This window comes from Kribbella sp. NBC_01484 (assembly GCF_036227145.1).
GTDB lineage: Bacteria > Actinomycetota > Actinomycetes > Propionibacteriales > Kribbellaceae > Kribbella.
Genome location: NZ_CP109437.1, coordinates 7,811,123 through 7,831,647, shown reverse-complemented (window position 1 = coordinate 7,831,647; position 20,525 = coordinate 7,811,123). Strand labels below are relative to the sequence as shown.

Sequence of the window (20,525 nt, the reverse complement as noted above, 5' to 3'; positions counted from 1 at the left end):
CCCTAGGGTTGGGGCATGGTGATTCGGCTGAGCGAGCGGTGGCCGGAGGTGAGTTCGGATCGGCTGCTGTCCGAGTGCGTGCCTCCGCCGCGGTTCGCCGACGTCCGGTTCGCGACGTACCGCCCGGATCCGGACGAGACCTCCCAGGCCGAGGCGCTCGAGGTGCTGTCGGAACGCGCGACGAAGCTGGCCCGCCCGCGCCCGGCGCCGACGCTCTGGTCCCGGCTCCGCGGAGGCCGCGGCGGTTCGTCCTCGGGCGCACGAGAGTCGGCGGTGGACAAGCCCGGGATCTATCTCGACGGTGGGTTCGGAGTCGGCAAGACGCACCTGCTCGCGTCACTCTGGCACGAAGCCTCCGGACCGAAGATGTACTGCACCTTCGTCGAGCTCACCAACCTCGTCGGCGCCCTCGGTCTCCGCGCCGCCGTCGAGGCGTTGTCGTCGTACCGGCTGATCTGCATCGACGAGTTCGAGCTGGACGATCCCGGCGACACGATGCTGATCTCCCGGCTGCTCGGCCAGCTGGTCGCCGCCGGGGTCGAGTTGGCCGCGACGTCGAACACGCTGCCGGACAAGCTCGGCGAGGGCCGGTTCCAGGCGATCGACTTCCTCCGCGAGATCCAGGCGCTCGCCGCGCATTTCGACGTACGCCGGATCGACGGACCGGACTACCGGCATCGCGGCCTTCCGGTGGCGCCCGAGCCGTGGCCGGACGAGCGGGTCGAGCAGACCGCGGCCGACCGCCCCGGCGCGTCCTGTGACCACTTCGTCGACCTGCACCGCCACCTGGCCGAACTGCACCCGAGCAAGTACGGCGCTCTGCTCGACGGCGTCGAGACTGTCGCGATCACCGACATCCGCCCACTCACCGACGAGAACGTCGCCCTCCGGATGGTCGTCCTGGCCGACCGCATGTACGACCGGAACCTGCCGCTCCTGGCCGGCGGCGTAGCACTGGACCAGCTGTTCTCCCCGGAGATGCTCAAGGGCGGCTACCGCAAGAAGTACCTCCGCGCGCTGTCCCGCTTGATCGCCCTGACCCGCGAGTCGGTCGATCACGCCACGTCCTGAGATCCGCACCAGCTCCGCTCATCTCAGCGGTTGATGAGGCAGTATGGGCCAATGGCGAAGCAGAAGAAGGGTCAGAAGGCGGAGGACGGTGGACTGCGCGCTGAGCTGCGAGTGCCGTCCGGCCCGGTGGACCTGACGAAGTACGACACGCGAGCCACGCCCGGGTTCAGTGGGGGCAAGGCTGACGGCAAGGCTGCGCTGAAGAGCCTCGGTAGTGAGGTCTCCGACTGGCAGGAGCGGCTGTTCGCCGAGGGACGCAAGGACGGACAGCGCAGCGTGCTGCTGGTCCTGCAGGGGATGGACACGTCCGGCAAGGGCGGAGTGATCCGGCACGGCGCGGGACTGATGGATCCGCAGGGCCTGAAGATCACGTCGTTCAAGGCGCCGACGGCGGCCGAGAAGCGACGCGGCTTCCTGTGGCGGATCAAGCAGGCGCTGCCGGAGGAGGGGATCGTCGGGATCTTCGACCGGTCGCATTACGAGGACGTGCTGATCGCTCGGGTGCGCAACCTCGTCACCCCGAACGTGTGGGACCGGCGCTACGACCAGATCAACGACTTCGAGGCGGAGCTGGCCGCGAACGGCACGACGATCCTGAAGTGCTACCTGCACATCTCGGCGGACCAGCAGCGGACCCGGCTCGAGACCCGGCTGGACGATCCGACCAAGCACTGGAAGTACAACCCGGGCGACGTTGACGAGCGGAAGTTCTGGCCGGACTATATGGACGCCTACCATGCGGCGATCGAGCGCTGTAACACGCCCGAGGCGCCGTGGTACGTCATCCCGAGCGACCGCAAGTGGTACCGCAACTGGGCCGTCACCACGATCCTCCTCGAGACGCTCAAGGAGCTGGACCCCGAGTGGCCGGTCGCCGACTACGACATCGTCACCGAGCAGAGGCGCCTCGCCGCCACCTGATCCGAGCGGACGCCTGATGCCCGGCCAAGGGATCAGGCGTCCGGATCGATGTCATGCTCCCGCAGCAGGTTGCGCAGGTGTGCCACCTGCTCGTGGAGGCGTTCGTTCTCGTCCAGGACGTGGTTGAGCTCGCCCAGGAGATGGTGGCGACGGCCGAAGGTGGTCCAGCCCGATGCGTCGTCGGCGAGCATGCCGGCGACGGCGGACTCGGACCGCCGGCGGCGATCGATCCGATCCTCGACCTTGCGGCGGATGGCGTCCGGGTCGGAGGTGAGCTTGGTCAGGATCTGGCCGGCGACGCCGTCGCCGTCGCGCAGCAGGCCGAGCAGCAGATGCTCGGTGCCGAGCTGGTCGGAGCCTCGCCGCCGGGCCTCGTCCCACGCGTGCTCGAACGTGCTCTTCGCCCGCGGTGTGAACGGGATGGTCCCGGCCTCCCCGCGCCCACGGCCGAGGATCTCCACCACCAGGTCACGGACCGCTGGAGCCGTGATCCCGAACCCGGCCAGCACCCGCTCCGCGATGCCCTGTCCCTCCTCGATCAGCCCGAGCAGCAGGTGCTCGGTCCCGATGTAGACATGCCCGAGTTTCCGCGCCTCCTCCTGGGCCAGCGCGACGACTCGCTTGGCCGGATCACTGAATCGCTCGAACATCCGGATTCCCCTCCGCCACTCGTTGTCGACAGTCAGTTCGGCGACCGCGTCCTCCAGCACCAGGTCGAGCCGCAGATGTTCCTGCAGGTCGCCGGCCGTGACCAGTTCCTGCTCGAGGCGGGCCCGGACAAACTCGGCAACCTCGGCTGCGGTCGCACCGCCGGCTGTGATCCGATCCAGCAAGTCGTCCACTTCCGACACCGGCTCGAGCCGCAGCTCAGCCCGGTTCAGCGCGGTGAACTGCAGGACGACCGCGACCGCCACCACCCGATTAGGCCCGTCGAACGGGCGCTCCCGGACCAGCCCCGCCAGCAACACCCCGGCCGCCTCAGCCATCCCAGGGGTACGTCGTACGTCGGCCAGCACTCGGTCGATCGTGTCCAGGTCCGTCCGGCGTACGGCGTCCTCCGACTCGCACTGCAACACGCGAGCCGCCACCGCGAGTACGTCGTACCGGCCGAGGTAGCGCATCAGCCGTCTCCGCGGAGGCGGCGTAGGGACTCCTCGTGGCGGGCCAGGTTTTCCTCCAGGAGGCGGCTGAACCGCGTGTCCTGCCGGCGCTGATCGACCAGCGCCGTGATCGCCTCTCGCGCGACATCCGACACCGACCGGCCTTCCACCGACGCCACCGTCTGCAGCCGCTCGGCCAACTCCGGATCAAGCCGCAACAGGATGTTCTTCGTCCCGTCCTTCACCATAGATAGCAAGATATCACGCTATCTCAGTCCAGAACCTGGGCTGCCGGGACTCGTGAGCCTGGGAGTGGGGCAGGGTGGGGGAATGCGAGCGGATGTCGTGGTGGTGGGGCTGGGCGCGTTCGGGTCGGCGGCGTTGTGGCGGCTGGCTTCGCGTGGGGTGAATGTGGTGGGCATCGAGCGACAAGGGATCGGGCATCCGTTCGGTTCGTCGCATGGGACCACGCGACTGTTCCGGGTCGCTTGCATGGAACACCCCGGGTTGACGCCGATCGCTCGCAAGTCGCTGGAGCTGTGGACTCAGCTGGGGGAGGGGACCGGCGAGGTCTACGTCCGTCAGACCGGCTCTCTGAACGTCGGCGGCCCGAAAAGCCGTCCGGTCAGGGGTGCCCGGCAGGCGGCTGCCGAGGCGGGGGCGCCGACCACGGACCTGACCCACGACGAGCTGGTCGAGCGATTCCCGCAGTACGACCTGGCCGCCGAGGACGTTGCCGTCTGGGATCCCGGCGCGGGGATCTGCTACGCCGAGCCGACCGTCCGCGCGCACGTCGCGGAGGCACAACGGCTGGGTGCGACGGTCTTCCCGCACACGATGGTGACGGCGATCGACCTCGGCCGCGACGAGGTGACCGTGCGCACGCCGACGATCAGCATCACCGCGGATCAGGTCGTCGTCGCCACGGGCGCCTGGCTGAGCAAGCTGGTTCCAGCTCTGCCGCTGTCGCCGCGACGTACGCCGTTGTTCTGGTTCCAGCCGAGGGATCCGGCGTCGGAGGCCTTTCGGCTCAGCAACTTCCCGTCGTTCATCTGGGAGTTCGCGGACGGGCGCGGGCTGTGGGGACACGGGTCCGACGAGGACTTCCTGGTGAAGGTCGGCCTCGACGGTGCCGAGCGCGAGCGCGGCGTCGATCCGGACGAACTCGATCGCTACATCCACCCGCGCGAGGACATCGCCGAGCTGTCGACAGCGATCGGCCACGCCTTCCCGGACCTCGATCCCGAGCCGGTCAAGCTGATGCCGTGCATGGTGACGGACTCACCCGACGGCCAGTTCCTGGTCGGCCGGTACGACGAGCGCCTGGTGATCGCGGGCGGTGACAGCGGCCACGGCTTCAAGCACTGCGCCGGTGTGGGTGAGCTGCTGGCTCAGATCACAACGAAGGAGACGCCGTACACCGACGTCTCCTTCGTTGATCCGTTGCGGTTCTAGGCGGTACGGACGAGCTCCGGGCGGGCGATGACCGGGCGCGGGGCCGGGGTCAGGGTGAGCAGGTCCAGGCCGGCTACGCCGTAGCGGAGGAGGACCAGGCGGGCCACCTCGGCACTGACACCCAGCGGGCGCGAGACGGCGACGGCGCCGGCGCGGCGGGCGGTTGACTCGGCGCGGTCCGGGAGGACGCCCGGGGCCAGGAAGAGGGAGCCGACGGCCACGTGACGCCGGCCCTCGAGCCGCCACTGCAGCACGGCCTCGGCCGGTGACGGCGACGCCGCGCAGGTGAACGCCGCGGTCACCGGCAGCTTGTGCCGCTGACCCCACAGCCGCGCGAGCCGGGTCACGCTCGCGTTCGCCTGCGAGTCGCTCGAACCGGCGCACGCCAGCACCAGCGCGTCCAGCTCCCGCACCCGCCCGTCCTTCAGCTCCGCGCGCATCCGGCGATCCAGTACGTCGAGCAGCGACTCGTCGTACCCGAGGACGTCGGAGGCGATGATCCGCAGCGCCGGGAACCGGGTGCGTGCCTCGTCGACGACGGCCGGGATGTCGACCCGGGCGTGGAACGCCGACGACAGCAGCAGCGGCAGGATGACGACTTCCTCCACGCCCTCGGCGGCGAGCTTGCCGAGCTTCTGGTACGGCGTGGGCGGGCAGTGGTCGAGGAAGGAGGCTTCGATCCGGAGGTCGTCACGCAGGTCGCGCAGGCACTTGACGAGAGCGTGGACGGTGGCGGCCGAGCGCGGGTCGCGGCTGCCGTGGGCGAGGATCACGAGCGCTGGAGCAGTCACAGCAGTTCCCCTTCTTCGTCGTCGATCATGCCGGCTGCCAGCGTCCACCCGTCGTGGGCGTCGATCAGCAGGAACGATCCGGTGATGGTGTTGCTGGAGTACGGGTCGGCGGCCAGCGGTGCGGCGATCTTGAGTTGCACCCTGCCGATGTCGTTCAGGTCGAGCCCGGTGGCGTCGATGACTCCGAGCGTGTCGAGGTCCAGCGCCCCGGTGATCTTGGTGACGATCGCCTGGGCGGTGGTCGTGGTGTGCTTGATCAGCAGCCGGGCGCCCACGGCCAGTGGGCGGTCCGACAGCCAGCACACGGTGGCGGCCAGTTCCCGGCGGGTGCCGGGGGAGGCGTCCGCGGCGACGATCACCGAGCCGCGGGCGACGTCGATGTCGTCGGTCAGCCGAACGGTGACGGCCTCGCCGGCGACCGCGGACGGCCGCTCGACCACCGCGGTGCTCGTCGACGTGACGACGGGCCGGTCGATGCCGGCGATCGACGTACGGCGGCCGGTCGGGAGCACGATCACCGGGTCACCGACGGTTACGGTGCCGGAGGCAACGGTTCCGGTGTAGCCGCGGTAGTCGCGGTACTCGTCCCCGGTCTGCGGCCGGATCACGTACTGCACCGGGAACCGCAGCGGCTGGTCGGAGGAGTCGATCCGCCCGGTCGCGTTCTCGAGCACCTCGAGCAGCGTCGGTCCGTCGTACCAGGGCGTTTCGGTCGACCGCTCGACCACGTTGTCACCGACGAGTGCGGAGACCGGGATGGCCTTGACGTCGGCGATCCCGAGCTGGTCGGCGACCTCGTTGACGTCTTTCGCGATCTTGGTGAACACCGTCTCGTCGTAGCCGACCAGGTCGACCTTGTTCACCGCGAGTACGACGTGTGGCACCCGGAGCAGACCGGCCACGGCCAGGTGCCGCCGGGTCTGCTCGAGGACGCCGTGCCGCGCGTCGACCAGGATGATCACCACATCCGCGGTCGAGGCGCCGGTGACCGTGTTGCGGGTGTACTGCACGTGTCCGGGGCAGTCGGCCAGGATGAACGAGCGCTTGTCGGTGGCGAAGTACCGGTAGGCGACGTCGATCGTGATGCCCTGCTCGCGTTCGGCCCGCAGGCCGTCGGTGAGCAGGGCGAAGTCGAAGTCGCCACCACGGGCTTCCGACACCGTCTTCACGTGGGCGATCTGGTCGGCCAGGATCGCCTTGCAGTCGTGCAGCAGTCGCCCGACCAGCGTGGATTTGCCGTCGTCGACGGATCCCGCGGTGGCAAGCCGGAGAAGTGTGCTCATCAGAAGTACCCCTCTCGCTTGCGGTCTTCCATCGCGGCTTCGCTGACGCGGTCGTCGGCCCGGGTGGCGCCGCGCTCGGTCAGCTCGCTGGCCGCGACCTCGACGACCACCTCGGCCGCGGACGAAGCGGTCGACGCGACCGCGCCGGTGCAGGACATGTCGCCGACGGTCCGGTAGCGAACCATCCGGCGCTCGACCACCTCACCCGAGCGAGGCTGCGAGTAGGGGCCGACGGCAAGCAACATGCCGTCGCGCTCGAACACGTCCCGCTCGTGCGCGTAGTAGATGCTCGGCAGGTCGATGCCCTCGCGCTCGATGTAGTTCCACACGTCCAGCTCGGTCCAGTTGGACAGCGGGAAGACGCGCACGTGCTCGCCCGGTCGGTGCTTGCCGTTGTACAGCGACCACAGCTCCGGCCGCTGGTTCCGCGGGTCCCACTGACCGAACTCGTCGCGCAGGCTGAAGATCCGCTCCTTCGCCCGGGCCCGCTCCTCGTCCCGCCGGCCGCCGCCGAAGACGGCGTCGAACCGGTGCCCGTTGATTGCGTCGAGCAACGGGACCGTCTGCAGCGGGTTCCGCGTCCCGTCCGATCGCTCCCGCAGCCGGCCATCCGCGATGTAGTCCTCGACGCTGGCCACCTCGAGCCGCAGGCCGAGCGTGTTCACGGTCGCGTCGCGGTAGTCCAGCACCTCCTGGAAGTTGTGCCCGGTGTCCACGTGCAGCAGCGCGAACGGAACCCCGGCCGGCGCGAACGCCTTGCGGGCCAGGTGCAACATGACGATCGAGTCCTTGCCGCCGGAGAACAGGATCACCGGCCGCTCGAACTCCGCCGCCACCTCACGGAACACGAAGATGGATTCACTCTCCAGCGCGTCCAGCTCTGTGACGGCTGGTGTTTCCACGATGGCCGTCATGTGTGGAGTCCGCATTCGATCTTGCCTTGGCCGGCCCAGCGGCCGCTGCGCGGGTCTTCGCCGGGGGCGACTCGTTGGGTGCACGGCTCGCAGCCGATCGACGGGTAGCCGTCGTACTGCAGCAGGTTGACCAGTACGCCGTTGTCCGCGATGTAGGTGTCGAGGTCTTCCTGGGTCCACGGGGCGATCGGGTTGAGCTTGACCATGTCGCGCTTGGCGTCGTACTCGACGAGCGGGGTGTTCGCCCGGGTCGGCGCCTCCTCGCGGCGGATGCCGGTGACCCAGGCCTTGTAGCCGGACAGGTACCGGTTGAGCGGCTCGACCTTGCGGAGCGCGCAGCATTTGTCGGGCTCGCGCTCGTAGAGCTTCTCGCCGTACTCGGCGTTCTGCTCCTCGACCGTCTGCTTCGGCAGGGCGTTGATCAGGTTGATCGGCAGCGTCGCCGCCACCGCGTCCCGGGTGCCGATCGTCTCGGCGAAGTGGTAGCCCGTGTCGAGGAACAGGACGTCGACGCCGGGGGCCGCCTCGGCCGCGAGGTGGGGGAGTGCCCCGTCTGCCATCGAGGCGGTCACCACCAGCTCGTCACCGAAGGTCTCCCGCGCCCACGCCAGCAGTTCCTGCGCCGAGGCGTCGGCTAGTCGCTCGTTCGCCTCTTCGGCGAGCGTCTTCAGATCTGTGCTCATTCCACTGTCACCCGCAGTCCGATCATCTTCAGCTGGAACACCCGTGCACACGGCCGGCACTCCCACGCGCCATGGCCTTCCTCGGAAGGACGAAGGTCCTCGTCCCCGCAATAGGGGCAGTACAGCGGCGCAGCACGCTCACTCATTGCAAAGCCTCCTCGTCAGCACGGGTGACCCACTCGGCGAAACGCTCGCCGGCGTTGCGTTCCTTCAGATAGTTCTGGGTGACACGCTCCACATAGTCGGCGAGACCGTCCGCGGTGACCTTGTGGCCGCGGAGCTTCCGGCCGAAGCCGGCGTCCAGCCCGAGCCCGCCGCCGAGGTGGACCTGGTAGCCCGGCACCTGCTTGCCGTCGGCATCCATCACCAACTGGCCCTTCAGGCCGATGTCGGCGACCTGGATCCGGGCGCAGGAGTTCGGGCAGCCGTTCACGTTCACAGTGATCGGTACGTCGAGCTCCGGGATCCGCTCCTCCAGCTCGTCGATCAGCTGTGCCGCCTTCGCCTTGGTCTCGACGATCGCCAGCTTGCAGAACTCGATGCCGGTGCAGGCCATCGTGTTCCGCCGCCAGGCCGACGGGTTCGCCTGGAACCCGAGCGCGTCGAGGCCGGCGATCAGCGAGTCGACCTGCGCCTCCTCGACGTCGAGCACGAGCAGCTTCTGCTGCGCTGTCGTCCGGATCCGGTTCGACCCGTGCGCCGCGACCACGTCGGCGACCTTGGCGAGCGACGTACCCGACACCCGTCCGACCACCGGCGCGACGCCGACGAAGTACCTGCCGTCCTTCTGCTTGTGTACGCCGATGTGATCGCCCTGTACAGCGGGCACCTCGGGCGCGGGTCCGTCGATCAGCTTCCGCTTGAGGTACTTCGTTTCGAGAACTTCCCTGAACTTCTCGACGCCCCAGTCCGCGACCAGGAACTTCAGCCGGGCCCGGGTCCGCAGCCGCCGGTAGCCGTAGTCGCGGAAGATGCTGGTGACACCCCACCAGGCCTCGTGGACCTCTTCCAGCGGGATCCACGCGCCGAGCCGCTGCGCGAGCATCGGGTTCGTCGACAGGCCACCGCCGACCCACAGGTCGAAGCCGGGCCCGTGCTCCGGGTGCACCACGCCGACGAAGGCGATGTCGTTCACTTCCGGTACGACGTCGTGCGACGGGTGACCGGTGAGCGCGGTCTTGAACTTCCGCGGCAGGTTGGAGAACTCGGTCGAGCCGATGTACTTCTCGACGATGGCGTCGATGGCCGGGGTCGGGTCGATGATCTCGTCCGCGGCGATCCCGGCGACCGGGCTGGCGATCACGACGCGCGGTACGTCGCCGCAGGCCTCGGTGGTGTAGAGCCCGACAGCCTCCAGCTTCTGCCAGATCGCCGGCACGTCCTCGATCCGGATCCAGTGCAGCTGGATGTTCTGCCGATCGGTGATGTCGGCGGTGTCGCGCGCGTACTCGGTGGAGATCTCCGCGATCACCCGCAGCTGCTCGGTGCTGAGCTGGCCGCCCTCGACCCGGACCCGCATCATGAAGTAGCGGTCGTCCAGCTCCTCGGGCTCCAGCGTCGCCGTCTTGCCGCCGTCGATGCCGGGCTTGCGCTGGGTGTAGAGGCCCCACCAGCGGAACCGGCCACGCAGGTCGGCCGGGTCGATCGAGTCGAAGCCGCGGTGCGCGTAGACGTTCTCGATCCGGGCCCGGACGTTCAGGCCGTCGTCGTTCTTCTTGTTCTCTTCGTTCTTGTTCAACGGCTCGCGATAGCCGAGCGCCCACTGGCCCTCGCCTTTGCCCTTGCGCGGGCGGGCGGGCTTACGGGGAGCAGCAGGAGGAGACGTGACGCCAGTCATCCGGAGGGGTGTCCTTGTCCTCGTGACAGGTGCTCACCGAGGGCGGCGGGATCGAAGCGTCGTCGATTCGATGCGTTCCGCGCGGTGCGCACCCAGCGGTGATCGGGGGTGATCAGGGGCCGTCATCGGGCCCGGCGGGGTGGCTGTCAGAACATCGAAGGACAACAGATGGCGCTGCGCATCCGCCCGAGGTCGACATGAATCCGACCTACGAGGTGAGTGGAGCGGGCAGCGAGCATGCTCACAAGCGTCAGTCCCAGAGCCGGACATTGCAACTGTCAATCCTGCATCGTGAGACCGGATCTCACGATACGGCTACCTCTACAAGTCTGGTCGAGATTGCTTCGCGCTCGGACCCTGTTCCACAAGAACTCTTGTACAAGAGCTCTTGTGCAATTTATGGTGGCTCGCATGACCCCCGCGAACCGGCGCCCGGCCGACCCCTCGGTGATCGCCGCCATCCACCATCCGCTGCGCCGGCGGCTGATCGACCTGCTCGGCGTCGAGGGCCCCGCGACCGCCTCGCAACTAGCCGGACGCACCGGCGAACTGGTCGGCAACATCAGTCATCACCTGAAGGTGCTGGCGGTCGCCGGAGTGATCGAGGAGGCGCCGGAGCTGGCCAAGGATCGCCGGGAGCGCTGGTGGCGCAGCGTCCGGTCGTCGTGGACCTGGTCGGTCGCTGACGCAGGCGGCGAACCGGCCGGTGAGCTGATTGCAACCGTTTCCGAGGAGAGGAATGTCACGTACCACGCGGACAAGGTCCGGCAGTGGTTCGAGGCCAGGCACGAGTACGGCGAGGAGTGGGTGCGGGCCGCGTTCGCGACCGAGAGTTGGCTGACGCTGACGCCGGAGCGGCTGACCGAGCTGTCGGACCGGATCCGGGACCTGATCCAGGAGTACTACGAGGAACCGTCGAACGACTCGTCCGCGGTGCCGGTGTACGTGTTCGCGCACGGCGTGCCGGCCCGGCCATGACCGGCCCCGCGGCGGTCGCGGACACGACCGACATCCCGCCGCTGGGCCGGGATCGCCGGGTGCACGCGTGGATCCTGTCCGGAGCGGTCTCGGAGGCCGGCGACGTCGCCTGGTACGTCGGCCTCGCGTGGAGCGCAGCCCAAGTCGCCTCGCCCGCCGGTGCCGGTCTGGTGATGGGCATCGGTGCGCTGCCGAGGGCCTTGATCCTGCTGTTCGGCGGCGCGCTCGCCGATCGGCTCGACGCCCGGCGCACGATGATCGCCGCCAACCTCGGCCGGATCGTCGTACTCATCGCCGGCGCGCTCGTCGTCGCTGCGGCCGGGGTGTCGATGGCTCTGCTGCTGACGGTCGCGATCCTTTTCGGCGCCGTGGACGCGCTCTACAACCCTGCGTCGGGCACGCTGCCGCGCCGGATGGTCCGCTCCGACGACCTCGTTCGGTTGGCCGCAACCCGGCAGTTGGCCAACCGGCTGGCGGTGTTCGTTGGTGCTCCCCTCGGCGGCCTACTGGTCGCGCAGGGCGGTCTGGTCGCGGTGATGGTCGCCGACGCGATCTCGTTCGGGGTCATCGCCCTGGCGCTGGCGTTCGTCGTCCGGCCGCGCTTCCCGCGCCCGGCGCCCAGTGGGCACTCGATCCGGCGCGACCTGTCCGCGGGCTTCGGTTACCTCCGGCGCGATCGGATCGCCCGGACCCTGGTCATCGCGTTCTTCGGGCTGAACCTGTGTGTCGGACCGGTGCTGGCCGTCGGCCTGGTTCAGCGTGTCCATCTGGACGGCTGGGGCTCGGCGGCGCTCGGGTGGTTTCAGGCGTGCTCCGGGATCAGTGCCGCGGTCGGCGCGGTGGTTGCCCTGCGCTGGAAGCCGCGGTTGCCCGCCCGTGCCGGACTGCTGCTGCTCATCGTGCAGGCGGCCGGATGCGTGATGATCGGGCTGGTGCCGCGGGCCGGCGTGTTCGTCGCGATGGCGATGATCGGATTCACCGCCGGACTCGCCTCGGCCTTCCTGTCCGGAGCCTTCCAGCAGACCATCGAACCGGCGTTCCTCGGTCGGACCTCGAGCATCGTCAGCCTGTCTGACGAGGGCCTGATGCCCATAGCCATGACCGGGTTCGGCGCGCTGATCTCGCTGACCGACGTCGCCGTGGCGTGTGCGCTGCTGGGGACCGCGTTCGCAGTACTGATGGTGTGGTCGGCCTCGCGCTTGCGGGGCTGAAGTCTGTACTCGGGGCGCGCGAACGCGTGGGGTGTGTCGTTCATGGTCGGCGTCGGGCGGAACGCCGAGCGGTGCCCGCATCACCAGATCGCGAACATCACCGGGAACGTACTCACTCCGTGTTCACCGGCCACGGCTCGCGGTACGTCGACGACGTACGGTCCTGGCAGGCCTCGGAGCCCGCCGACGACTTCGCCGCCATCGCCGTCTACGCACCGACCCGCTGACGCTAAGCTCACCTGGTGCTTCAGGTCGATTGGGACAACGTACGCGAGTTCGCCCTCGCGCCCCGCGTCGCTGGGGCTGCGTGACCGCGGCGTCGATCGCCGCTCAGGTGCGATCCGGCGAGCGGACTGCACTCGAGGTGATCGACCAGGCGCTCGAGGCTGCACTTCGCCTCGACCCGCTGCTCCATTTCGTCGACGAGCTGGACGTCGTTGGCGCCCGCGCAGCAGCCGAACGACTCGAGCCCACCGGTCCGTTCGCGGGTGTCCCGTTCTTCATCAAGGCAAGGACGCCGGACAACTCGCCGATTATCAGCCGGCTCGTGGCGGCCGGCGGGATCCCGATCGGTACGGCGACGCGCGCCAGGCCCGGCGCGGTGTCGCAAACCTTCGGATGGAACGGCCAGGACTACACCCGCAACCCGTGGGACTTGTCGCGATCGCCAGGTGGCTCGACCGCTGGTGGTGCGGCGGCGGTCGCGGCCGGCGTCGTACCGCTGGCAACTGGTGGAGACTCCGGCGGCTCACTGCGGATCCCGGCCGCGTTCTGCGGAGTGGTCGGCTTCAAAGGCACGTATGGCCGCATCCCGCGCCCGGTCGGTCGCATCCTCGGCGGGCTCACCACCGCCGGCTTCATCGGCGCCGAGCTCGACGACGTGATCCTGGCGACGAGCATCGCCAGCGGTCCACACCGCCTGGACCCGACCGCGCTGCCGGCGTGGCCGGTCCCGACCGTTCACGATCGTTCGTGGCGGATTGCGTATCGCTCCACCCTCGGCTGTCATCTGGCGGACCCTGCGGTCGACCACGTGATCCGCGAGCGGCTGACTCACGCCGGCGTCACCGTGGTCGACGTACCGCTCGAGCTTCTCCCGACTGATGAGGCGTGGCCTGTGCTGTCGGGTCTGGATGCCGGCCGCGGTGCGGAAGCGGCCGCGGCGAACCGGGCTCGCGAGGTGCGCGACAACAACAACACCGCGCTCGCCGATCTCTTCGCCGAAGTGGATGCCCTGATCACCCCGACCACGCTGACTGTTGCGCACGGCTACGACCAGCACGAGTCCAGCATCGTCACCGGCGACCCGTGCTGGGCCTTCAATGTGACCGGGCACCCCGCGGTCAGCGTCCCTGCGGGTCTGGCGGACGGATTGCCTGTGGGTGTTCAGGTTGTGGCGCCCCATGGGTCGGACGACGTCGCGCTCGCGGTGGCACGGCGGGTGCAGGTTGCCCTGCCCCCACCACCGATCCGCTGACGGGTCTCAGCGCGGGTGCTCCGACCGCCAGTGCTTGATCATCTGGTCGAGGTCGGTCTTGATGAAGGCGAAGAAGTCGGCGGCTTCGGTGAGGCGGTGGCCGACGGGGGAGTCGGGGCCGAAGAGGTCGGCGCCGGCGCGGCTGCTGGCCTCCCATTCGCCGAGGGCGTCGTTGCGGCGTTCGAGGATCGCGGCGAAGACGTCGTCGCGGATCCGGTAGTGGTCCTTGCGGGACCCGGGCAGCCGCTCGCGGGAGATGAACGACACCTGGAGCAGTTGCCGGACCGCACCGGAGACGGCGGGCTGGCTGATCCTGAGCGACTCGGCCAACTCCGCGGCGGTCATCGTGCCGGTCGGGCTGACCAGCATCCGGCCCATCACCCGGGCCGACATCGTCGGGACGCCGCTGTTGGCCAGCACGCCGGCGAAGCGCTCGACGAACTGGCTGATCTCTTCCGGGCTCGGTTCCTGCGCCATGGTTGAAGCTTACAATAATTTGATGTATCGCAACTATCACAAACTTTTGATAATTTGAATCCATGACCTCGACCTCCCACGCCGAACGGCCGACGCTGACCGGCGCGCGCCGCTTCGGAGTACTCATCGCGCTCTGCCTCGCCGTCCTCGTCCTCGGCCTGGACACGACCGTGCTCAACGTGGCACTGCCGACGCTGGCGTCCGACCTCGATGCCTCCACCAGCCAGTTGCAGTGGATGGCGAACAGCTACAACCTCGTCCTCGCGGCCCTCCTGCTGCCGGCCGGTCTCCTCGGCGACCGGTACGGGCGGCGCACGATCATCGCGATCGCGCTCACCCTGTTCGGCGCCGCCTCGCTCGCCTGCGGCCTGGCCGACTCGGCCGAGGGCCTGATCGCCGCTCGGGCGTTCCTGGGCGTCGGTGCGGCGATGATCGTTCCGGTGGCGCTGTCGCTGATCACCGTGCTCTTCCGCACCGAGGAGGATCGGAAGAAGGCGATCGGGTTCTTCGTCGTTGCCAACAGCATCGGTATGCCGCTCGGCCCGATTGTCGGCGGACTGCTGCTCGACCACGCCGGCTGGCAGTGGATCTTCTTCATGAACGTCCCGATCGCGTTGATTGCGGCCCTTGCGGTCACGCTGCTCGTGCCAGAGACCCGAAGCTCGCGGCGACCGGCCATCGACTGGCTCGGCATCGTGCTCTCCAGTGCTGGTCTGGCGTGCTTGGTGTACGGCGTGACCAAGGCCGGCGAGACGTCGTGGACCGATGGTGTCACGGTGCTGTTCCTCGGACTGGCCGTCGTACTGATCGCCGGGTTCCTGCTCTGGCAGCGGCGGACCACGCGGCCGTTGATCGAACTGCGGTTGTTCCACGAGAAGACGTTCACCGGCGGGGCGGTGCTGCTCACGGTGTCGGTGTTCGCGATCTTCGGGTTGCTGTTCACGATGCCGCAGTACTTCCAGGGCATCAACGGATCGGACGCGCTGCACACCGGGCTCAAGTTGCTGCCGTTCATCGGCGGGATGACGCTCGGCGCGAAGGTGGCCGAGCCGGTGGAGGCGAAGGCCGGAACCCGGCTGGTGGTGATGGCCGGGTTCGTGGTGATGGCCGTCGGGTTCGTGCTCGGGGCCTTCACGGGGCTCGGCACCGGGTACGGGTACACCGCGATCTGGTTCGTGGTGGTCGGCTTCGGTCTCGGGTGTTCGATGCCGCAGGCAATGAACGCGGCGTTGGGTGTGCTCGACCCGGAGCGGGCCGGGACCGGATCCGGTCTGCTGCAGGCGTTCCGCCAGGTCGGCGGCACAGTCGGTGTCGCGGTTCTGGGCACGGTGCTGAACTCGGTCTACCGCGCAGGAGTCGACACGACCGGACTGCCCGCGCAGGCCGCGGATGCGATCGAGAAGGGACTTGGTGGCGGGCTCGCCGTTGCGGCGAAGTCGGGCTCCGCCGACCTGCTGAGCGATGTCCGGGACGCCTTCATGACCAGTCTCAACACCACCATGTGGGTGTCGGCGGGAATCGCAGTCGCGGGCGCCGTGCTCGCCGCCGTGTTGATGCCACAACGGCGAGCGCCCGCTCCCAAGAGTGTGGAAGCGGGCGCTGCGCGAGTCAGCTGAGCTCGAGGCCCGGGTACAGCGGGTGCTTGTCGAGCAGTTCGGACGAGGCGGCCTTCGTCTTGTCCGCGACGCCGTCGGCGAGCACGTACTTCGCCTTGGACGGGGCACCGGCCGACGTCGTGGTCGGCGTCGTGGCGGAGATGACGTCGACGATGAGCTCGGCGACCCGGTCGAACTCGTCGCCGCCGAAACCACGGGTGGTCAGCGCCGGCGTGCCGATCCGGACACCCGAGGTGTACCAGGCGCCGTTCGGGTCGCGCGGTACGGCGTTCCGGTTGGTCACGATGCCGGCGTCGAGCAGCGCGGACTCGGCCTGCCGGCCGGTGATGCCGTACGACGAGACGTCGAGCAGCACGAGGTGGTTCTCGGTGCCGTCCGTCACGAGCTTCACGCCACGCTTCATCAGGCCCTCGGCCAGCGTGACTGCGTTGTCGGCGACCGCCTGCGCGTACACCTGGAACGAAGGCTGCCGGGCCTCGGCGAGCGCGACCGCCTTCGCCGCCATCGTCTGGCTGAGCGGACCACCCAGCACCATCGGGCAACCGCGGTCGACGGAGTCGGCGTACTCCGGCTGGCACAGCACCATGCCGCCGCGCGGGCCGCGCAGCGACTTGTGCGTGGTGGTCGTGGTGACGTGCGCGTGCGGGATCGGGTCGAAGTCGCCGGTGAACACCTTGCCCGCGACCAGGCCGGCGAAGTGGGCCATGTCGACCATCAGGGTCGCGCCGACCTCGTCGGCGATCTCGCGCATCTTCGCGAAGTTCACCTTCCGCGGGTACGCCGAGTAGCCGGCGATCAGGATCAGCGGCTTGAACTCGCGCGCCTTGCGGGCCACCTCGTCGTAGTCGAGCAGCCCGGTCTCCGGGTCGGTGCCGTAGGAGTGCTGGTTGAACATCTTGCCGGAGATGTTCGGCCGGAAGCCGTGGGTCAGGTGACCGCCGGCGTCCAGGGACATACCGAGCATCTTCTGGTCGCCGAGCGCCTTGCGGAGCTTGGTCCAGTCCTCGTCGGACAGGTCGTTGACGTGCTTGGCGCCGGCCTCGGCCAGCGCCGGGGACTCGATCCGCTGGGCCAGGATCGCCCAGAAGGCGACCAGGTTCGCGTCGATGCCGGAGTGCGGCTGGACGTAGGCGTGCGGTGCGCCGAACAGGGCCTCGGCGTGGTCGGCCGCGGCCTGCTCGACGGTGTCGACGTTCTGGCAGCCGGCGTAGAAGCGGTGCCCGATGGTGCCCTCGGCGTACTTGTCCGAGAGCCAGTTGCCCATCGTGAGCAGGGTGGCGGGGGAGGCGTAGTTCTCGCTCGCGATCAGCTTCAGCGACGAGCGCTGGTCGGCCAGTTCGGCCTTGATCGCGCCGGCGATCGTGGGTTCCACCGCGCCGATCACCTCGAGCGCGTTGCGGTACGCGGCCGATGCGGCGGCGGCATCGAAGGGTTGAGTCATCGTTGTCTCTCCTGCGGTTGCAGTGGGTCGAAGGCACCCAGGCGCACGGTGCCGACGGTCTTCGCTCCCCGGTGGTTCTCCACCTCAGCGCGCCAGTCGCGACCCGCTCACCCTATCGCGTACACACCCTTCTCTTGCGGCTTGTGTCCGAAGAACTGTGGCCTATAACCCTCGGATCTTCGGACGCAACGCGATCAGACGGCGCGGGCGAGGATCGGGGTGAAGGGAGTGGTGCGGGGGAGGGTGCCGAAGACGCCGGCCCAGTCGCCGGCCAGCCTGGACGCGACGAAGGCGTCGGCGACCTCGGGTGCCGAGTGCCGGACGAGCAGGGACGCCTGGAGGCAGACGGCCATCCGGGCGGCGAGGCGGCGTGCGCCGGCCTCCGCCTCGGACACATCGGCAAGCGTTTCCAGTACGTCGTTCACGGCGGCATCGAGGCGGTCGTCCGCACCCCGTGCCGCGCCGACCTCGAGCAGCCACGCGTCCAGCGACTCCGGCCTTCTGAGCGCACGGAGGACGTCGAGCGCATTGACGTTCCCCGATCCTTCCCAGATCGAGTTCAGCGGCGACTCGCGGAACAGGAGGGGAAGGCCGGACTCCTCGACGAACCCGTTACCACCCAAGCACTCCAGCGCCTCCGCCACCATGAAAGGCGTTCGCTTGCACACCCAGAACTTCGCCAACGGCAGCCCGATGCGCCGGAATGCGGCGGCCTGCTCGTCTCCACCGACCGACGCGTCGGCCGCAGCCGCAAGCCGCATCGCCAGCGCGGTTGCCGCCTCACTCTCCAGGGCCAGGTCGGCCAGGACGTTCTGCATCGCGGGCTTGTCGGCGAGGAGCCCGCCGAAGGCCGAGCGGTGGCGGGTGTGCCAGCTGGCTTCGACGAGCGCTCGTCGTTGGAGGGCGGCGGAGCCGAGGACGCAGTCGAGGCGGGTGGCGGCAACCATTTCGATGATGGTGCGGACGCCGGCGCCCTCGTCGCCGAGGCGGTAGCCGATCGTGCCGTGGAACTCGACCTCGCTGGACGCGTTCGACCGGTTCCCGAGCTTGTCCTTCAACCGTTGCAGCGCGAACGCGTTCCGGTTGCCATCGGCAAGCACCCGCGGCACGACGAAGCAACTCAGTCCGTCCGGCGCCTGCGCGAGTACGAGGAAGACATCGACCTGCGGCGCCGAGCAGAACCACTTGTGACCGTTCAGCTGATATTCACCGTCCGGCCCGGTCGGCGTCGCGGTGGTCAGGTTGGCCCGGACGTCCGAGCCGCCCTGCTTCTCGGTCATCCCCATCCCCGCGAGGACGCCGGTCTTCTCGGCCGCGGGCAACCGGCGTACGTCGTACGACGTGGCCGCGAGTTGCGGGATCCACTCCTTCGCGAGCCGCTCGTCCGCCTTGAGTGCCGGGACCGCGGCGTACGTCATCGAGATCGGGCAGCCGTGACCCGGCTCGACCTGGGACCAGACGTAGAACCCGGCGGCCCGGGTCAGATGCGGCGCCGGACGGTCGCTCGTCCACGGCGCGGCCTGCAGCCCGAACCCGACCGCACGCTCCATCAGCCAGTGCCAGGACGGGTGGAACTCGACCTCGTCGATCCGGTTCCCGTAGCGGTCGTGGGTGCGCAGGACCGGCGGGTGCTGGTTGGCCGGGAGGGCCTGCGCGAGCGCCTCCTCGGAGCCCGCGACCGCGCCGATCCGGTGCAGACCCGGGTCGCCGGCGAGATCGGCGTACGGACGCAGAGCGTCACCGAGTGGGGTGTCGTCGGTGAAGAAGTTCACCCCCCGCAGTGGGGGAGCCTGGTTCGTTACAGCAAATGGGTCCGCCATGTCAGTACGGTAAGCGGTATGGCACGTTCAGGGGCAGGACCCCGTGGTGGGAGCTCCCTCTCATTGGCATGGGTCCGCAAAGTCCCCGCGACGACCTGGAAGCTCCTGACCCAGACCGTCGGGGTGTGTCTGCGCTACCGGGTCACCGGTCTCGCGGCCGAGGGGGCGTTCTTCGCCATCCTCTCGCTGCCACCGCTGATCTTCGGGCTGGCCGGAAGTCTCGGCTACATCGCGAGCAAGTACTTCGAAGTCGAGACGATCGCCGACATCAAGCTGCAGATCGCCACGCTCGCCGCCCGCGCGCTCACCGACGATTCGGTGCAGAGCGTGATCGTGCCGACCCTGAACCAGGTGCTCAACGGCGGCCGGCCGGATGTGATCTCGATCGGTTTCGTGCTGGCGCTGTGGTCCGGCAGCCGCGCGCTGAACGTGTTCGTCGACACGATCACGATCATGTACGGGATGGGCGGCAGGCGCGGCATCGTCCGGACCCGGGCGCTGTCGTTCTCGCTGTACTGCGCCGCCCTCGTCATCGGTGTGATCGTGCTGCCGCTGGTGCTGGCCGGCCCGAACGCGGTCGACGCGCTGCTGCCGCACCGGCTGGACTTCCTGAACCAGCTGTACTGGCCGGTCGTGACGATCCTGTCCGCGGGCTTCTTGAACACCCTCTACCACCTGTCGGTGCCGCTGCGGACGCCGTGGGTGTCGGACCTGCCGGGGTCGTTCCTGGCGTTGTCGATCTGGATCCTGGGCAGCTTCGTGCTGCGGTGGATCCTGCAGAGCACAGTCGGCGGTACGTCGATCTACGGTCCGCTGGCGGCGCCGATCGCCGTACTGATGTGGCTGTACATGACTGCGATCGCGGTACTGATCGGTGCGGCGCTGAATGCCGTCGTCGACCGCCTGTGGCCGCACAAGGCGCGGGTGGTGGAGCTCGCCGACCAGAAGCAGGCCGAGGAGGACGAGGTCGAGCCGGTGATGAAGGCGGAGCCGGAGCGGCACCACCACGAGCACCCGGTGACCCCGCTGACGGTGGAGGAGCGGCCGGAGACCGCCATTGCGCGGAAGGTCGAGGGGCTCAGTGAGCATCGGCCGCGCGTCGTCGAGGCGCCCGCGGCTTCTGACGCGCCCGCCGTTCCTGCTGCGCCCGCCGCTTCTGCCGCCCCGGCCCTGCCTGGTGCGGATGACGTGCCTGTCGTGGACGACGTGCCTGGTGCGGACGGCGCGAAGCCGGCGGACGCTGCCGACGAGGCCGATCGCAAACCTGCCTCGGTCGGAAAATCTGGTGCGCAACGTGAGGGCGACGACCTACGCTGACGGCATCGCGACAAGCGGTCCTCGATCAGGACCGCAGGACTGGAAGGGAGGCACCGCCATGAGCTTCCATCGGGCCCACCGGGCCGATGTCTCCCACACCGTCCGTCCGCTGAGCTGATCTCGCGGCCGGACC

19 protein-coding genes and 1 riboswitch are annotated in these 20,525 nt (G+C 69.0%); of the genes, 8 read left to right on the top strand and 11 right to left on the bottom strand.

Annotated elements, in window-relative coordinates:
• Positions 1-15: 15 nt before the first annotated feature.
• Together zapE and OG555_RS37845 are read left to right on the top strand one after the other, a co-directional pair.
• Positions 16-1,071: a cell division protein ZapE gene (gene zapE / locus OG555_RS37850; RefSeq protein WP_329478088.1), complete on the top strand. Its 1,056-nt coding sequence runs from the start codon at positions 16-18 to the stop codon at positions 1,069-1,071.
• Positions 1,072-1,122: 51 nt separating this feature from the next.
• Positions 1,123-1,992 (top strand): polyphosphate kinase 2 family protein, encoded by an 870-nt coding sequence (locus OG555_RS37845; RefSeq protein ID WP_329478086.1) that lies wholly within the window; start codon positions 1,123-1,125, stop codon positions 1,990-1,992.
• Positions 1,993-2,024: 32 nt separating this feature from the next.
• Here OG555_RS37845 and OG555_RS37840 read toward each other — a convergent pair whose 3' ends face one another.
• Entirely contained in the window at positions 2,025-3,113 is a 1,089-nt protein-coding gene (locus OG555_RS37840; protein ID WP_329478084.1) for a Clp protease N-terminal domain-containing protein, read from the bottom strand.
• Positions 3,113-3,340: a ribbon-helix-helix protein, CopG family gene (locus OG555_RS37835; protein WP_329478082.1), complete on the bottom strand. Its 228-nt coding sequence runs from the start codon at positions 3,338-3,340 to the stop codon at positions 3,113-3,115. Before OG555_RS37835 ends, OG555_RS37840 begins: the two co-directional genes overlap by 1 nt.
• An 82-nt stretch (positions 3,341-3,422) precedes the next feature.
• Between OG555_RS37835 and solA the strand changes: the two genes are divergently transcribed.
• Entirely contained in the window at positions 3,423-4,547 is a 1,125-nt protein-coding gene (gene solA / locus OG555_RS37830) for an N-methyl-L-tryptophan oxidase (RefSeq protein WP_329478080.1), read from the top strand.
• Here solA and OG555_RS37825 read toward each other — a convergent pair.
• From OG555_RS37825 to OG555_RS37800, 6 genes are read right to left on the bottom strand one after another with little or no spacing between them, the layout of a single operon-like run.
• Positions 4,544-5,338, bottom strand: coding sequence for a sirohydrochlorin chelatase (locus tag OG555_RS37825; RefSeq protein WP_328521244.1), 795 nt, complete (start codon positions 5,336-5,338; stop codon positions 4,544-4,546). The two genes, solA and OG555_RS37825, sit on opposite strands and share 4 nt — an antisense overlap.
• Positions 5,335-6,621: a sulfate adenylyltransferase subunit 1 gene (locus tag OG555_RS37820; protein ID WP_329478077.1), complete on the bottom strand. Its 1,287-nt coding sequence runs from the start codon at positions 6,619-6,621 to the stop codon at positions 5,335-5,337. The genes OG555_RS37825 and OG555_RS37820 overlap by 4 nt, the downstream gene beginning before the upstream one ends.
• Positions 6,621-7,535 carry a sulfate adenylyltransferase subunit CysD gene (gene cysD / locus OG555_RS37815; RefSeq protein ID WP_329478075.1) on the bottom strand — a complete coding sequence of 305 codons (915 nt, stop codon included), beginning with the start codon at positions 7,533-7,535 and terminating at the stop codon, positions 6,621-6,623. The genes OG555_RS37820 and cysD overlap by 1 nt, the downstream gene beginning before the upstream one ends.
• Positions 7,532-8,218 carry a phosphoadenylyl-sulfate reductase gene (locus OG555_RS37810; RefSeq protein WP_329478073.1) on the bottom strand — a complete coding sequence of 229 codons (687 nt, stop codon included), beginning with the start codon at positions 8,216-8,218 and terminating at the stop codon, positions 7,532-7,534. Before OG555_RS37810 ends, cysD begins: the two co-directional genes overlap by 4 nt.
• Positions 8,215-8,364, bottom strand: coding sequence for a hypothetical protein (locus tag OG555_RS37805; protein ID WP_166665480.1), 150 nt, complete (start codon positions 8,362-8,364; stop codon positions 8,215-8,217). Before OG555_RS37805 ends, OG555_RS37810 begins: the two co-directional genes overlap by 4 nt.
• Positions 8,361-10,055: a nitrite/sulfite reductase gene (locus OG555_RS37800; protein ID WP_329478071.1), complete on the bottom strand. Its 1,695-nt coding sequence runs from the start codon at positions 10,053-10,055 to the stop codon at positions 8,361-8,363. Before OG555_RS37800 ends, OG555_RS37805 begins: the two co-directional genes overlap by 4 nt.
• 411 nt (positions 10,056-10,466) lie before the next feature.
• Here OG555_RS37800 and OG555_RS37795 point away from each other — a divergent pair, with 411 nt between their 5' ends.
• The 3 genes from OG555_RS37795 (at position 10,467) to OG555_RS37785 (ending at position 13,721) form a co-directional block, all read left to right on the top strand.
• A complete protein-coding gene (locus OG555_RS37795; protein WP_329478069.1) occupies positions 10,467-11,033 on the top strand; it encodes a helix-turn-helix domain-containing protein in 567 nt (188 codons plus the stop codon).
• Positions 11,030-12,244, top strand: coding sequence for an MFS transporter (locus tag OG555_RS37790; RefSeq protein WP_329478066.1), 1,215 nt, complete (start codon positions 11,030-11,032; stop codon positions 12,242-12,244). The genes OG555_RS37795 and OG555_RS37790 overlap by 4 nt, the downstream gene beginning before the upstream one ends.
• A gap of 307 nt (positions 12,245-12,551) precedes the next feature.
• The gene (locus OG555_RS37785; RefSeq protein WP_329478064.1) at positions 12,552-13,721 is read left to right on the top strand and encodes an amidase; all 1,170 of its coding nucleotides are present in this window, start codon (positions 12,552-12,554) and stop codon (positions 13,719-13,721) included.
• A 6-nt stretch (positions 13,722-13,727) separates the two neighbouring features.
• On the opposite strand, the gene OG555_RS37780 is transcribed toward OG555_RS37785, so the two are convergent.
• The gene (locus OG555_RS37780) at positions 13,728-14,198 is read right to left on the bottom strand and encodes a GbsR/MarR family transcriptional regulator (RefSeq protein ID WP_329478062.1); all 471 of its coding nucleotides are present in this window, start codon (positions 14,196-14,198) and stop codon (positions 13,728-13,730) included.
• Positions 14,199-14,260: 62 nt separating this feature from the next.
• Between OG555_RS37780 and OG555_RS37775 the strand changes: the two genes are divergently transcribed.
• Complete coding sequence (locus tag OG555_RS37775) at positions 14,261-15,814, top strand: DHA2 family efflux MFS transporter permease subunit (RefSeq protein ID WP_329478060.1); 1,554 nt, start codon at positions 14,261-14,263, stop codon at positions 15,812-15,814.
• On the opposite strand, the gene OG555_RS37770 is transcribed toward OG555_RS37775, so the two are convergent.
• A complete protein-coding gene (locus tag OG555_RS37770) occupies positions 15,807-17,255 on the bottom strand; it encodes a glycine hydroxymethyltransferase (RefSeq protein ID WP_329478057.1) in 1,449 nt (482 codons plus the stop codon). The two genes, OG555_RS37775 and OG555_RS37770, sit on opposite strands and share 8 nt — an antisense overlap.
• Before the next feature lie 28 nt (positions 17,256-17,283).
• Positions 17,284-17,363: riboswitch (ZMP/ZTP riboswitch) on the bottom strand.
• A gap of 86 nt (positions 17,364-17,449) precedes the next feature.
• A complete protein-coding gene (locus OG555_RS37765; protein ID WP_329478055.1) occupies positions 17,450-19,075 on the bottom strand; it encodes an acyl-CoA dehydrogenase family protein in 1,626 nt (541 codons plus the stop codon).
• Positions 19,076-19,093: 18 nt separating this feature from the next.
• Between OG555_RS37765 and OG555_RS37760 the strand changes: the two genes are divergently transcribed.
• A complete protein-coding gene (locus tag OG555_RS37760) occupies positions 19,094-20,392 on the top strand; it encodes a YihY/virulence factor BrkB family protein (protein WP_329478053.1) in 1,299 nt (432 codons plus the stop codon).
• The last annotated feature ends 133 nt before the right edge of the window (positions 20,393-20,525 follow it).

Bases quoted from the DNA above. Each gene is read 5' to 3' on its own strand.
- zapE (WP_329478088.1), top strand. From the start codon at position 16: ATGGTGATTCGGCTGAGCGAGCGGTGGCCGGAGGTGAGTTCGGATCGG.
- OG555_RS37845 (WP_329478086.1), top strand. From the start codon at position 1,123: ATGGCGAAGCAGAAGAAGGGTCAGAAGGCGGAGGACGGTGGACTGCGC.
- OG555_RS37840 (WP_329478084.1), bottom strand. From the start codon at position 3,113: ATGCGCTACCTCGGCCGGTACGACGTACTCGCGGTGGCGGCTCGCGTG.
- OG555_RS37835 (WP_329478082.1), bottom strand. From the start codon at position 3,340: ATGGTGAAGGACGGGACGAAGAACATCCTGTTGCGGCTTGATCCGGAG.
- solA (WP_329478080.1), top strand. From the start codon at position 3,423: ATGCGAGCGGATGTCGTGGTGGTGGGGCTGGGCGCGTTCGGGTCGGCG.
- OG555_RS37820 (WP_329478077.1), bottom strand. From the start codon at position 6,621: ATGAGCACACTTCTCCGGCTTGCCACCGCGGGATCCGTCGACGACGGC.
- cysD (WP_329478075.1), bottom strand. From the start codon at position 7,535: ATGACGGCCATCGTGGAAACACCAGCCGTCACAGAGCTGGACGCGCTG.
- OG555_RS37810 (WP_329478073.1), bottom strand. From the start codon at position 8,218: ATGAGCACAGATCTGAAGACGCTCGCCGAAGAGGCGAACGAGCGACTA.
- OG555_RS37805 (WP_166665480.1), bottom strand. From the start codon at position 8,364: ATGAGTGAGCGTGCTGCGCCGCTGTACTGCCCCTATTGCGGGGACGAG.
- OG555_RS37800 (WP_329478071.1), bottom strand. From the start codon at position 10,055: ATGACTGGCGTCACGTCTCCTCCTGCTGCTCCCCGTAAGCCCGCCCGC.
- OG555_RS37795 (WP_329478069.1), top strand. From the start codon at position 10,467: ATGACCCCCGCGAACCGGCGCCCGGCCGACCCCTCGGTGATCGCCGCC.
- OG555_RS37790 (WP_329478066.1), top strand. From the start codon at position 11,030: ATGACCGGCCCCGCGGCGGTCGCGGACACGACCGACATCCCGCCGCTG.
- OG555_RS37780 (WP_329478062.1), bottom strand. From the start codon at position 14,198: ATGGCGCAGGAACCGAGCCCGGAAGAGATCAGCCAGTTCGTCGAGCGC.
- OG555_RS37775 (WP_329478060.1), top strand. From the start codon at position 14,261: ATGACCTCGACCTCCCACGCCGAACGGCCGACGCTGACCGGCGCGCGC.
- OG555_RS37770 (WP_329478057.1), bottom strand. From the start codon at position 17,255: ATGACTCAACCCTTCGATGCCGCCGCCGCATCGGCCGCGTACCGCAAC.
- OG555_RS37765 (WP_329478055.1), bottom strand. From the start codon at position 19,075: ATGGCGGACCCATTTGCTGTAACGAACCAGGCTCCCCCACTGCGGGGG.
- OG555_RS37760 (WP_329478053.1), top strand. From the start codon at position 19,094: ATGGCACGTTCAGGGGCAGGACCCCGTGGTGGGAGCTCCCTCTCATTG.